The sequence below is a fragment of the Pseudomonas sp. ANT_H12B genome (genome assembly GCF_008369325.1).
Lineage (GTDB): Bacteria > Pseudomonadota > Gammaproteobacteria > Pseudomonadales > Pseudomonadaceae > Aquipseudomonas.
In genome coordinates this window covers 64,836-77,501 of sequence record NZ_VOBI01000024.1, presented here as the reverse complement: position 1 = coordinate 77,501, position 12,666 = coordinate 64,836, and the positions used below count along the sequence as shown (strand labels likewise).

The window sequence follows — 12,666 nt, the reverse complement described above, 5'->3', positions numbered from 1 at the left end:
TGTTACGCGCAGCGGTAGTTCAGTCGGTTAGAATACCGGCCTGTCACGCCGGGGGTCGCGGGTTCGAGTCCCGTCCGCTGCGCCATATTCGGTAACCTGGAACGCTGAACGCCAGGTCACCACGGAAAAAGCCCGCTTAATGCGGGCTTTTTGCTGTCTGGAGATTGCTGTTGTCCAGCCTGCCTGTAAAAAGCGACCTTCGGGTCGCTTTTTTCGTACGTGCCTTTCTTACTGTTCGGCGTTGCGGGCGTGACGGTAATCGCTCACTGCCTCGTATACGGCCTTGCGCAGACGGTTGATACCGCCAATGGGGCGGTGTGCTTCCAGACCGAACCAAGGGTTGAACGATTGATTGTCGCATTGCAGATTCAGTGCGGGCGTATCGAAATCCTGCGCAGGGAGCTTGATCCGCGCCACCGTTTCGAAAGGTGCATCGCGTTCACGCCACTCGATGCTGGTGTCTTCGATCGGCATGTACTTGGTCGGATCCTGTCGCTGGATCTGCAAGACGAAACACGCCGGTATTCGGTCGGTGGACAACCGCTGGTTCAGCGCATTGCGCAGGAAGTTCGGCAACTTCTGGTTTTGCGTGGGCAGGGTGTAGGTCGGGCAGCTTGCCGGGTCGGGCATGACGCGGAACTTGGCATTGGCTTCACCGAATTTGTAGGGCGAAACCGAAAAGTAGATCGTCTGGGTCGGGCTGTCGGGGGCGGGTGACAATGTCGCCAGTGCGATAAACAGATGGCGAACCTGCCAGGTCCGAGGATCCCAACCCGGGAAGAACGCCATCAGCTTCTTGCCGTCAGCCTGTGCGGTTACATTCTGACGGTACTCAGCGACATTGCTGACGAAGAAGTTCGCATGACTGAACATCACGAAGTCCTGCTCGCCGCGACTCTGTTGATCGTTCAGCAGTTGTTTGCCCGGCACATCGTGCAGCTTGATCGCCATGCCCCGAGCGTCGCGGATGCTGTCGAATTGCGGATAAGCGTTGCCGTTGGACAAGCGCATCGTTGCTTGCCAGATTTTGCCGGGTTCGCTGAACACACCCTGACGCAGGTCGCCTGCCAGATTCGGCAGCACCTGAATTTCTGCCTTCACACAGCCATGAGCCTTGGCATGGGCATCGCGCAGATAGCGGGTGCTTTCCCGGTGCTGATCGACGATGCGCACGGCCGTCTGGATGATGTCCTGGGTCATCGTGGCTTCGCCTTCCGGAATCAGCTCTTGCGCCGATACCGGCCCGCTGTGCTGCCACGCGAACCACGCCGTGGACAGCGCCCAGCCGAGCAACCCAAAACCCGCCATCCAAAGCAGCTTTTTGCCGAGAAAGGCGCCAAAGCGCATCCATAGAGTACTCATGGCAACTGCGACTCTAACGGGCCGCCAAGCACTTTCAGGTACTCCAGCAGCGCCCAGCGCTCCTCCGGTTGCAGCAAGCGGCCGATAACGCCGTTGCCACGTTTGCCTGGCCGGAATTCATGGCCGCTGTTGTGATTGCCGGTGATGCGCGTGTCGAACTCGAAGCCATCGGTGAAGGCTTCGGTGCGATAACCCAGGTGCCTTGGGTCGTACTCGAGAGTGCCTTTGTAGAAGGTTGTCGCGCGTTCATCCTGGGGCGAGAGCAGCTGATAGATGCTCGGAACCGAACCGTTGTGCAGGAACGGTGCCGTCGCCCAGACACCCGCCAATGGCCGTGCTTTGTAGGCGCGCAACTCACGTACGCCAATCGGCAGACCGAAGCCATCCATGTCGGGTCGCTCGGCCGTGGGGATGTTCGCTTCAAGGTAAGCCCGGTTTCCGACGAAGGCCGTAATGTACGCCAGCCCTTTGGCCGACGAGAGTTTGCTCAAATCGAGCGGCTCGGTGGGCGTCGGCTGTAAGTGCACATCCAGTTGCTTCAGTTCCGCCGGATCCCATTGCAAGGCTGTGAGGTCGAAGCGGTGATCGGCAATGTTGTTGGCAGCACCTGGATCTGTCCCGATAAACTCCACGGGCAGCATTTTCAGATGCTGCACCCAGCGCCCATTACTTTGGGCCCCTCGAGGAACATGGCAACCGGCGCAATTCTCGCTGAACAACTCACGACCTTTGCTGGCCAAGGGTTTGTCGACAGCGCCGAGCAGCTCTTCCGGCCACGCGGGAGGTTTGAGCCGCTGAAGGGTTTGTTCGATCAAGTGCAGGTCGTGCAATCGAACACTCGACGGATAGCGGTCATCGCCTTTAAGGGGTTGGCCGTTGGCATCGAAGAAATTCAGCGTTGCGCCGACCCCAAGCGCCTCGCCGATGTTGCGTGCCATCGGCTGCTGCGCCGAGCCGTTCCACTGCACCCAATCGAAGGTCCACATGTCCCACAACTGCGGATAGTCGACCGGAGCGTTGGCCACCCGGTAGTTGGCGGGGGAAATCGCGTCACCGAAACTGGCGTTGGCAATGCGCCCGAACGCGTCGGTACGGCCGGGGCCTTCTTCGGTCGGGTAAAGTCCGCGATGGGTGTCGTTCCAGGCGACCTTCATAAAGGTATCGAGTGAGCTTTTGAAGTCTTGGCGCAGTTGTTGATGGCGGCCGTCGTAGTCCTGGCCCAGCACGTTGCGTGCGAAGCGTTCGAATTTCCAGGGGTTGTAGTAAGTCGACGTCAGACTGGCCACCAGCGCTTGTCCGAAACTGCCACCGCGTAGCGTGGGAACGCTGGATGGCAGAACGTGCTGCGCCGAACCTCCGTCGATGCGCACGGCCTGACCGTTAAAGCGCAGTTCGCCGGTATGACAGGCAGCACAGGTAATGTCCAGAAACAGATCTTGGTTTGCGCCGTTCTGATGCCGAGTAAAACCCACAGGCAGGTTGCCAGGGTTGTTCGGCATGGGCGTCTGGCCCGGATCAATCAGAAAACCAAAGCGCGCGAGATACTCGGGAGTGGCGAAACGTTGTTGCGAGAAGGGCAGCTCGAGGGCAGTGAACCAGTCATAGCGCAAGCCTTTGACCTGAGTGCCCTGGGGGGTGAAGTAGTAAGTCTGACGGTCGGTCGCGCTCCACTGCTGCAGATAGTGCACCTGTTGCGCAGGTGTCCAGGCTGGCAGTTTCGGATTGGCGATGTAGTACAGAACCACAGCCAGGCCTAGCCCCAGCAGCACAGCGATCAGAGCCAGCAAGCGGAATAAGAGGTGCAAGATAAACATCCTTGTCGATTTATCGCTCTCTTATGCCTCAGCTCCAGGTGTGCGGCAAGTGGCCGTTACGCCAGATGTTGTGGGATAGGGGATCAGTCCCTATGGGGGAAAGATGACAGAAGCTTCATCACCCCATTCCCGAAATGCGTTAAAACACCTGAACTTATCAGAAGTTTCCTGCTCTCATGCCGGTAGCCATTGGTCGTGGCCGCCTGATAAGCTCGCGGCTTTATTCGATTGCCCTTTAGGCGCATGAACAAGGAAATAGCATGAAACAGCATCGGTTGGCGGCGGCGGTGGCCCTGGTTAGCCTGGTACTTGCGGGTTGTGATTCGCAGACCAGCGTAGAGCTGAAAACCCCGGCGCAAAAAGCTTCCTACGGGATTGGCCTGAACATGGGCAAGAGCCTGGCTCAGGAAGGCATGGATGATCTGGACTCCAAAGCCGTTGCCCAAGGCATCGAAGATGCCGTCGGCAAGAAAGAACAGAAACTGAAGGATGACGAGTTGGTCGAAGCCTTCGCAGCACTGCAGAAGCGTGCTGAAGAGCGTATGGCCAAAATGAGTGAAGAATCGGCATCCGCTGGCAAGAAATTCCTCGAAGATAACGCCAAGAAAGCCGGTGTAACCACCACCGCTTCGGGCCTGCAGTACGAAGTGGTCAAGAAAGCCGATGGCGCACAGCCTAAGCCGACCGATGTAGTGACTGTTCACTACACCGGCACCCTGACCAACGGCACCGTTTTTGACAGCTCCGTCGAGCGCGGCAGCCCGATCGATCTGCCGGTCAGCGGTGTGATCCCGGGTTGGGTCGAAGGCCTGCAACTGATGCACGTTGGCGAGAAGTACAAATTGTACATCCCTAGCGAACTGGCTTACGGCGCCCAAAGCCCCAGCCCGGCGATCCCAGCCAACTCCGTGCTGGTATTCGACCTGGAACTGCTGGCGATCAAGGATCCAGCAAAACAAGACGCCCCTGCCAAGTAATTGGCGTCTGCTCTAAAAACAACGCCTCGCTTATGCGGGGCGTTGTTGCATCTGGCGTTCAGCGAAGGTAAACAAAGCGAACGGATGCTGTAGGCTGGAGTCATAGCCATTGAGGACGCCCGTGCTAGCCGCGCCAGAGCGCCAAGTCAATGAAATCTTGGGTTTTTTTATGTGAGTAAAAAACGCCCGATCTGAGTTAAGCCCTTATGAAACGGGGCTTTCAGCCGTGAAAAGCAGCTCTGTTCACAAGGTTATCCACAATTTGTGTGGATAACATTTCAGCGGGAGGAATGATGAAGATGCCTTGGAATTTTGCTCGTTTCCTGCCTCTGGCCGGACGCCTGCTTGCGCGTGGACGTTTGCCGACTCTCCTGTTCGCGGTCGCCAGCAAAGGTGCCAGCCAGGGCAACCGGCTGGGCAAACTGAAAGACGATCTGCGCTTGTTGCAGGCACTTTGCCTGGCTTACTGGCGCGGCGAGTACCGGGCCATTAGCCCGAAGGCGTTGATCTCGGTGGTGGCCGGCCTGATGTACTTCCTCAGCCCGGTGGATGCGATTCCGGATTTCATCCCGGTTTTCGGCATGCTCGACGATATCGCCGTGCTGGCCTGGCTGATGAAAGTCCTCGACGACGAACTCAACGCCTTCCGCGCCTGGCGCAATCGCCAGCTGCCGGAGAAGCTCGCCAAGGTCGAGCGCCTGCCCGATACCCCTGAACAACTTCAGCTTCAGGGCCCGAAAAAAAACTGAGCCGATTCAGGATCATCCTTATATTCATACCCCCCGCGACCTTGGCCGCTGTTAGGATTACACTTCTAGGGAAAAGTGCCGACTCGCTAAGTGTCGTTGTCCTACGGGGAAGTCATGGATATTCAGATAATCACACGCGAAGGCGAGCCCGAATATGCGGTTCTGCCGTGGGCTCAGTATCAGGCTCTACTGAAAGCAGCAGGCATCAACGAACAACCGCCGCGGGTCCCCCCAGAGCGCCACGCGGTCGCGCCAGACCAGATTCTTCCGGGTCTGGATCAACTACGCAGTTTGCGCGAAGGGAAGGGCATCGCCATCGAGGCGCTTGCCCGCACGGTAGGCATCAGCCCGTCTTATCTGGCCTTGATCGAAAGTGGCGAGCGTCTACCCGACGCTGCGATTCGCCGCAGCCTGGCCTGGGAGTTGACGGTGCCAGGGTGGAGGGATGAATCGTGAGCGTACGCATCAGTCGTCAACATTGGGACGGGTTGCTGGGTGAACTGGATCAGGCGCGCCGCCAGCGCCATCTTCTGACCTATCGAGCGTTGCTGGAGCGTTTGCAACTCCCGACGCCGGCCATGCAAACCCTGACCGCGGCCCTTGAACACCTGGCCGCGCTGGACGCCAAGGCCGAACAGCCCTTGCGAAGTTCACTGGTGATCAGTCAGGGCGCCAGTCGCCTGCCGCGCACTGGTTTCTTTGAATGTGTTGAACGTCTGGGACGTTTCTCCGGTCCTTCCGATGGCATCGCCGCAGCGTCCTGGCATGCCTCGGAAGTGGTGCGGGTGTTCGAATACGAATACCCCGAATCGGCGGAAGCCTGAGTGTTTTTACGACTCAAGGCGCGGGCTGGTTACTGGTTAGCCCGCCGCTTGTTTCACTGGTCATGGTTTGTACGTCAGCCGCGTGGCTGGAGCTGGCTCGAAGGCCAGTTCGCACGCATGGCGAACCTGGGTGATGTGGGCGCCCAGAGCTTCTATGGCCACATCCTGACCTTTCGCGGCGTCGGCCTTGGAGCACGCGAGGAGGGTGTGCGATTGCTGCGCCTGGCGGCTTTGGCGGGCGATGGCAAAGCGGCGTATCAGGTTGGCGTGATATGCCTGGCGGGGACGCCGAGCAAGGCGCCGGATGCGGTTGAAGCGGCGCAGTGGTGGGAGATAGCCGTTAAGGCAGGGCATCCACTTGCCGAGATCAAACTCAAAGAGTTGGCGTCCGGCGGTTCTGCGGATTGACCCACCGGCGAATCTGACAAACAAACGTGGCGTGAGGGAAACCTCTCGCCACGTTTGCGTTTCTGGCTGTCCGTTCTTAATAGCGGCGCATTAGAGAATTGCCCTACATCAACATCGTCCTTTCCTGATTCCTTTCCTGACGCTGCCCCTGCAATGTCTTCCACTCCTGCATGGAGCCGCCACCTATTGAGTGCCAGCGATTCTTGGGCAAGACGCCCATGTAACGCGGATAAAGCATTGTCGTTATGAACGTATGGATGGAAATTTAATTGAATAATAACCAACGCTGCAGCTTGAAAATGACCCGGCGTCAACGTTTTGCAAAGTGGATTCTAGATAAAAACTCTGTGTTCTGCGCTACCGCCTCTAGAAGCCAGAAGTTATATGCCTTTGGTTTTTCTATTGCAATTAGTGCAATATTAATGCGGCTTGCTGGATATAATAACGGGCTGAATATTCTGTATTTTGTGATGTTGATGCTGGGGCTTGGTGTTACTTCTGATTTGGTTATGGTTTATAAGAAAATTTGGGAGTCGTCCCTAGGGAAAGCAGTAATTCTTTTAATATATTTTGTTCTTTCTAATATTGCTCTCGGCTTGTCGGAGTATGCGATCAATGTTGTTACAGAAGTAGATTTTATATCGGTCACTTATACGAAGGCGATACTCACAGTAATAATGATACCCATGTTTGCTTGGGGTGTTTCTATTTTTCTGATGACAATGAGTTTTGTGTTGCTTCCGTTTGTCTTTATGTTTTTCGCTTTAGGGAAGGATTTCGCTTTAAATCCTTGCTTTGGCTTTATGGGATCGATCTTTAATCACTATCTTCTCAAGACTACTTTGATAGTTCGATTTGTGGCGTTTTTGCTGCTGTTTGGCTTTGTCAAAGCTGAAGGGCAGGGTTTGGCTCGCAGTTATGACAGTTTCTTGGATAAACAATTGCCATTTTTTCTCTATTTGTTGGAAGGTAGGAAGTATACAAGCTGTACTTTAGGTGAGAATGAACGAGGTGTAAAAGGTGATGATGGGCGTTATTTAATTATAACGAACAATAAGGAAGGGTATTCGTTCAGATCCGAGACTTGCAAAAAAGCGGACTGAATGCGGTTGTGGCAGACACTTTACGTGCCGGGCATTTTGTTTGTTGGGTTGCTTAGCTGCGGATTAATCTCGGAAAGGCGCGGTGTATGTGCTGACACCTTCGCGGGCAAGCCCGCTCCCACAGAGAGTATGTAGAGTCACGCAGATTGTATGCACCCAACCGATCCAATGTGGTGCAGGCTTGCCCGCGAAGGCGTCAGGGCAATCAGCGATGGCCCAAGAGTATTTCATCTTCTTGTACCGGCACAGCCAAACTATCAATCACATGCACGCTATACCCCGGCACGTTCTTCGCGTGGTGCTTGGCCTGCGATGCCATCTCCGCCAACTGGCTCGCATCGAGTTGTCCACAGGCCTGTGGATGCAAATGCACCACGCCGATGGACAGTGACAGCAACGGAAATTCCTGGCGCACACCCTGGCGATTCGGGGCGATGAAGCAGCCGGCTTCCAGGTGTTCGCTGCGGTAGAAACGTCGACATTGGCTTTGGAAGTCGTCCAGCAACTGGTTCAAGCGTTTGCGCCAGTCTTCCGGGCCGAGTACCAGCAAAAAGTCATCACCTCCGATATGTCCGACAAAGTCACGGGACGGATCGACGCGATCATTCAGGCATTGCGCCAGGCACAGCAGGACCTCGTCCCCACGGCCGTAGCCGTAGATGTCGTTGAAGGGCTTGAAGCTGTCGATGTCGACGTAGCAGATCACCGATTCCCGTTTCTGTTGCAGCAGTCGCGTCAGGCATTGCTGGATGGGGACGTTGCCCGGCAACAGCGTCAGCGGGTTGGCGTAGCGGGCCTGCTGGATCTTCAGTTCGGTAATCAACTTGAGCACATCGATCACCCGACCCAGTCCCAGATAACCGCCGTTGAGGGTGATGATGAAATCCTCCTCGATGCGTTGTCGGGCGCGACTGGTGATCAGCCGGCTGACCTGTTGTAGCGACTGGCTCAATTCTACGGCGAGAAAATCGTCGTTCATCAAGCGACTGATGGGTTTGCGCGCGAACAGGTCGGTTGCGAAGGGCTTGAGCAGTGCGTCGGAGAGCGAATGCCGATGGACGATGCCACAAGGCTGACCTTGATTGTCGAGCACCGCCAGGGAGTTCAGGTTGGCCTGACAGCGGAAGGCTTCCAGCACCGTGGCGGTCGGGGTGTCGCGATCCACTGCCGGTTGGTCGTTGAGCAGGGCGCTGAGGTCGCTGACTTCGTCGTTCAGCGCCACTGCGTAGCTGTCTTGTTTGGGCATCAGGGTGCGGGCATCCCGGGGCGGGTGCTCTTGAGGACGACAGAGTAAATAGCCCTGGACCAAGTCGACGCCCATCTCGGTCAGTACCGCGAGTTCTTCCGGCAGTTCGATGCCTTCGGCGATCACTTGCGCCCGTGAGGCTTTGGCGATCTGCAGGATCGAACCGACGAATTCACGCTTGAGTGCATCCTGATGAATGCCGTCGATGAAGTGACGATCGATCTTCACATAGTCAGGGCGCAACTCGGACCACAGCCGCAAACTCGAATAACCCGCACCCAGATCATCCAGAGCAATGGAAAACCCCATTGCCCGATAGTGATGCAGTGCGGTTTGCAGTAACTGGAAATCGTCGGTCGGGGTCTGCTCGGTGAGTTCGATCACCACCTGGCTCGGCGGTATGCCGAAATCCTGCAGCAGTTGCAGGGTGCGACCGGGTTGGTGGGCGGCTTCGAGCAGGGATTCCGGGGAGACGTTGAGAAAGAGTTTGCCGGGCAGCTGCTGTTCATTGAAGCGACGGCATGCGCTCTCGCGGCAGGTGATTTCCAGTTCGCTCAGGCGGCCGGCCTGCCGAGCGACGGCGAACAGGGCGATGGGGGAGTGCAGCGGGCTGTTGGAGGGGCCGCGACTAAGGGCTTCGTAGCCGAGAATACGTCGTTCAGAAATGCAGATGATTGGCTGGAACAGGCTGTGCAAACCGCTTTGAGTCAATATTGAACTCAAGGCACTCAGCTGTTCGGTCGTGGTCATGGCGTTCTCTGGCGATAAAAAAAGGACTGGGAGCGCTCTTGATTAAAGAGGCGCTCCCAGTCCTTTATTTCACGACAGAATGATGACTGTTTGATGACGCTCCGGGGAGCGTCAGCATTAAATTGCCATCATCTGGTATGCAACAACTTAGTGCTTGGCTACCGCGGTGTTGAGTTTCAGGTAGTCCAACAGAATCCGACCCGTCTCGCTCAGATAGGCATCGTCTTCTGGCTTGGTCTTGTCCGGCTCGGCCGTGATCAAGTCTTCGTCTTCCTTCTTCAGCTCTTTGAGCGGCTCTTCACCCTTGGCCTTGCGACGGATGTTTTCCATGACAAGTTGCTTGGCTTCGATGTCGACGTGTTGTGCACGACGATCAGCTTCATTGAGGCTGACGGTTTTTTCGGCCATCAGTTTCTGCGCCAAAGCGAGCTTGTCGCGGATGAACACGAACTCCGCATCTTTGGCCGTACGCACGTCATGCTCGGACTTGAGCTGCGAGATATACGGTTTGAACGGGTCGAGCGCAGGCTTGATGGCCGCACGGATGGTGTCCCACGGCATGGCTTCAGGCAGGGCGCTTTCGCCGATTTCCTTGGTGTCTATGATCGACGGGTAGTCGATGTCCGGCAGTACACCCTGATGCTGGGTGCTCTGGCCGGAAACCCGGTAGAACTTGGCCAGGGTCAGTTTCAGTTCACCATGGTTCAGCGGCTGAATGGTCTGCACGGTACCTTTGCCGAAGGTCTGGCCGCCGATGATCAGAGCGCGGTGGTAGTCCTGCATGGCGCCGGCAAAAATCTCCGAAGCCGAAGCCGACAAGCGGTTGACCAGCAACGCCATCGGGCCTTTGTAGAACGCACCCGGGTTTTCATCTTCCAGGACGTCGACCCGGCCATCAGCGTTACGCACGAGAACGGTCGGACCTTTGTCGATGAACAGACTGGTCAGCTCGGTGGCTTCCTGCAGGGAACCGCCGCCGTTGTTGCGTAAGTCGATAACCACGCCGTCAACTTTGTCTTTCTGCAACTCGGTCAGCAGTTTCTTGACGTCGCGAGTGGTGCTCTTGTAGTCAGGATCGCCAGCACGGAAGGCCTTGAAGTCCAGGTAGAAGGCCGGGATCTCGATGACGCCGAGCTTGTAGTCCTTGCCGTCCTGTTTCAGGTTAAGGACCGACTTCTTCACCGCCTGGTCTTCAAGTTTCACCGCTTCGCGGGTGATCGGCACGATCTTGGTGGTCTGGTCGTTCGGCGCGTTGCTGGCCGGGATCACTTCCAGGCGCACCACGGTGCCTTTCGGACCACGAATCAGCTTGACCACTTCGTCCAGTCGCCAGCCGACCACGTCAACCATCTCTTTGTTGCCCTGGGCAACGCCGATGATCTTGTCGGCCGGTGCAACCATCTTGGTCTTGTCCGCAGGACCTGCCGGCACCAGACGCACGACTTTCACCTGGTCGTTATCGCTCTGCAACACAGCGCCGATGCCTTCGAGGGACAGGCTCATGTTGATGTCGAAGTTCTCCGCGTTATCCGGCGACAGATAGTTGGTGTGCGGGTCATAGGACATGGCGAAAGTATTGATGTACGCCTGGAAGATGTCTTCCGGACGGGTCTGGCCCAGGCGCGCCAGTTGGTTCTTGTAGCGCTTGGTCAGGGTTTCCTGGATCTGCTTGGGCTCTTTGCCGGCGATCTTCATCCGCAGGACTTCGTCCTTGACGCGTTTGCGCCACAGGTCGTCCAGTTCGGCGGTGGACTTGAGCCAAGGAGCGTCCTTGCGGTCGATCAGCAAGGTTTCCTTGGCGTTGAAGTCAATCTTGTCGACGCCTTTGTTCAGCTCGACAAGGGCAAAGTCCAGACGCGCCTTGACGCGGTCCAGGTAGCGCTTGTAGATGGTGAACCCGGCGTTCAGGTCGCCGCTTTTGAGGAAGTCGTCGAACTGGGTTTTCCACTTGTCGAATTCGGCAATATCGCTGGACATGAAGTAGCTGCGCGATGGATCCAGCAGCTTGAGGTAGCTGTCATAGATGATCACGGAGCGCGCGTCATCGAGCGGCGGCTTGCTGTAGTGATGGCGCTTTAGCAACTCGACGACGTTCAGGCTGGCGATCACTTCGTCACGATCAGGCTGAAGCTTGTCCCAGCTATTGGCTGCAAACGAATTGGTCGACAACGGCAACAGGCCGATCCCGATGAATAAGGCTAGGGCGGTGCTTGGGAGCAAATGCTTCATGCTGATTCGACGCGGGGACAATTGATCACGCATATTAGGCCGTCTTTGAAGTCGCCGGTTCCACAAAGGGCCGGTCACATAATGCAAGAAAGCCCGGCGCTATAGCTACGGGCTCAGTCCAGACTCACTATGGAGGCACTGTGAAAGCATTGCAAGGCGTTGAAGGTCAAGTGGAGTGGGTTGAAGAGCCGAGTCCTACATGTGATGTAGGGCAAGTCCGTATCCGAGTGGCGGCAGCGGGACTCAATCGCGCCGATTTGTTACAGAAGGCAGGTCTTTATCCGCCACCGCCGGGGGCCAGTCAGGTGCTGGGTCTTGAGTGTGCGGGGGTGATCAGCGAGGTCGGTCCGGGGTCTTCGTGGCAGGTCGGTGATCGGGTCTGCGCCTTGCTGGCCGGGGGCGGGATGGCCGAAGAGGTGGTTGTCGACGGACGGCACGTGTTGCCGGTTCCCGACGGAATGTCCCTGGCTGAAGGGGCAGCGCTTCCGGAAGTGTACGCGACCGTCTGGCTGAATTTGTTTCAACTGGCTGCGCTCAAGCCGGGTGAGAAAGTTCTCCTGCACGCCGGAGCAAGTGGAATCGGTTCAGCTGCCATTCAGCTGTGCAAGGCGTTTGGTAACCCGTGCTGGGTCAGCGTCGGTTCCGCCGAGCGTTTGGCTTACTGCGAAGCGCTCGGGGCGCAGGGTGGTGTGGTGCGCACCGACGATCTGGAAAGTTTGAGTGATCTGGGGCCATTCGACGTGATTCTCGACCCGGTGGGCGGTCATTACGCCGCGCTGAATCTGAAGCTGTTGGCCGGTGATGGCCGCTGGGTGCTGATCGGTCTGATGGGCGGTCGTGAGGCAAAGCTGGATCTGGCGCAGGTGTTGGCCAAGCGCGTGCAATTACTGGGTTCGACCCTGCGCAGTCGCGACGAGCAATTCAAGGCGGATTTGTTCAGTGATCTGAGCCAGCATGTCTGGCCGCTGTTTGCTGAAGGGCGATTGAGCCCGCAACTGGCCAAGACCTTCCCGATCAAGGACGCTGAAGCGGCGTTTGCGCAATTGGCGACTAATAAGGTGGCGGGCAAGTTGGTGTTGGTGATCGACGAGAGCCTGGTTTGATAGATCGTTCCCACGCTCTGCGTGGGAATGCCTCAATGGACGCTCTGCGTCCGCTCCAGGGACGCGGAGCGTCCCGGGCTGCATTCCCACGCGGAGCGTGG

The 12,666-nt window shown here is 57.0% G+C and carries 11 protein-coding genes and 1 tRNA gene; 8 read left to right on the top strand and 4 right to left on the bottom strand.

Annotated elements, in window-relative coordinates:
• Positions 1 to 8 precede the first annotated feature (8 nt).
• Positions 9 to 85, top strand: a tRNA-Asp gene (locus tag FQ185_RS27135).
• Positions 86 to 228: 143 nt separating this feature from the next.
• On the opposite strand, the gene FQ185_RS27130 is transcribed toward FQ185_RS27135, so the two are convergent.
• Both FQ185_RS27130 and FQ185_RS27125 read right to left on the bottom strand, forming a co-directional pair.
• Positions 229 to 1,362, bottom strand: a complete 1,134-nt coding sequence (locus FQ185_RS27130; protein WP_149420147.1) for a catalase family protein — start codon at positions 1,360 to 1,362, stop codon at positions 229 to 231.
• A complete protein-coding gene (locus tag FQ185_RS27125) occupies positions 1,359 to 3,167 on the bottom strand; it encodes a di-heme-cytochrome C peroxidase (protein ID WP_149420146.1) in 1,809 nt (602 codons plus the stop codon). The genes FQ185_RS27130 and FQ185_RS27125 overlap by 4 nt, the downstream gene beginning before the upstream one ends.
• A gap of 269 nt (positions 3,168 to 3,436) precedes the next feature.
• Between FQ185_RS27125 and FQ185_RS27120 the strand changes: the two genes are divergently transcribed.
• The 6 genes from FQ185_RS27120 (at position 3,437) to FQ185_RS27095 (ending at position 7,237) form a co-directional block, all read left to right on the top strand.
• Complete coding sequence (locus FQ185_RS27120; RefSeq protein WP_149420145.1) at positions 3,437 to 4,153, top strand: FKBP-type peptidyl-prolyl cis-trans isomerase; 717 nt, start codon at positions 3,437 to 3,439, stop codon at positions 4,151 to 4,153.
• Positions 4,154 to 4,446: 293 nt separating this feature from the next.
• The gene (locus FQ185_RS27115) at positions 4,447 to 4,902 is read left to right on the top strand and encodes a YkvA family protein (protein WP_149420144.1); all 456 of its coding nucleotides are present in this window, start codon (positions 4,447 to 4,449) and stop codon (positions 4,900 to 4,902) included.
• A gap of 114 nt (positions 4,903 to 5,016) precedes the next feature.
• Entirely contained in the window at positions 5,017 to 5,358 is a 342-nt protein-coding gene (locus FQ185_RS27110; RefSeq protein WP_149420143.1) for a helix-turn-helix domain-containing protein, read from the top strand.
• Complete coding sequence (locus tag FQ185_RS27105) at positions 5,355 to 5,726, top strand: hypothetical protein (RefSeq protein ID WP_059401930.1); 372 nt, start codon at positions 5,355 to 5,357, stop codon at positions 5,724 to 5,726. The genes FQ185_RS27110 and FQ185_RS27105 overlap by 4 nt, the downstream gene beginning before the upstream one ends.
• Entirely contained in the window at positions 5,727 to 6,134 is a 408-nt protein-coding gene (locus tag FQ185_RS27100) for a sel1 repeat family protein (RefSeq protein WP_149420142.1), read from the top strand.
• Positions 6,135 to 6,403: 269 nt separating this feature from the next.
• Complete coding sequence (locus FQ185_RS27095) at positions 6,404 to 7,237, top strand: hypothetical protein (protein WP_149420141.1); 834 nt, start codon at positions 6,404 to 6,406, stop codon at positions 7,235 to 7,237.
• A 205-nt stretch (positions 7,238 to 7,442) separates the two neighbouring features.
• Here the strand turns inward: FQ185_RS27095 and FQ185_RS27090 are convergent, their stop codons facing one another.
• Both FQ185_RS27090 and FQ185_RS27085 read right to left on the bottom strand, forming a co-directional pair.
• A complete protein-coding gene (locus tag FQ185_RS27090) occupies positions 7,443 to 9,233 on the bottom strand; it encodes a bifunctional diguanylate cyclase/phosphodiesterase (RefSeq protein ID WP_149420140.1) in 1,791 nt (596 codons plus the stop codon).
• Between the two features lie 147 nt (positions 9,234 to 9,380).
• The gene (locus FQ185_RS27085) at positions 9,381 to 11,462 is read right to left on the bottom strand and encodes a carboxy terminal-processing peptidase (RefSeq protein ID WP_178113611.1); all 2,082 of its coding nucleotides are present in this window, start codon (positions 11,460 to 11,462) and stop codon (positions 9,381 to 9,383) included.
• A 140-nt stretch (positions 11,463 to 11,602) separates the two neighbouring features.
• Between FQ185_RS27085 and FQ185_RS27080 the strand changes: the two genes are divergently transcribed.
• On the top strand, positions 11,603 to 12,565 hold the full coding sequence (locus FQ185_RS27080) for a zinc-binding dehydrogenase (protein ID WP_149420138.1): 963 nt from the start codon (positions 11,603 to 11,605) through the stop codon (positions 12,563 to 12,565).
• Positions 12,566 to 12,666 lie beyond the last annotated feature (101 nt).

What these genes read in the sequence shown, in the direction of transcription:
- FQ185_RS27120 (WP_149420145.1), top strand. Translation starts at nt 3,437, where the DNA reads ATGAAACAGCATCGGTTGGCGGCGGCGGTGGCCCTGGTTAGCCTGGTA.
- FQ185_RS27110 (WP_149420143.1), top strand. Translation starts at nt 5,017, where the DNA reads ATGGATATTCAGATAATCACACGCGAAGGCGAGCCCGAATATGCGGTT.
- FQ185_RS27130 (WP_149420147.1), bottom strand. Translation starts at nt 1,362, where the DNA reads ATGAGTACTCTATGGATGCGCTTTGGCGCCTTTCTCGGCAAAAAGCTG.
- FQ185_RS27090 (WP_149420140.1), bottom strand. Translation starts at nt 9,233, where the DNA reads ATGACCACGACCGAACAGCTGAGTGCCTTGAGTTCAATATTGACTCAA.
- FQ185_RS27085 (WP_178113611.1), bottom strand. Translation starts at nt 11,462, where the DNA reads ATGAAGCATTTGCTCCCAAGCACCGCCCTAGCCTTATTCATCGGGATC.
- FQ185_RS27115 (WP_149420144.1), top strand. Translation starts at nt 4,447, where the DNA reads ATGAAGATGCCTTGGAATTTTGCTCGTTTCCTGCCTCTGGCCGGACGC.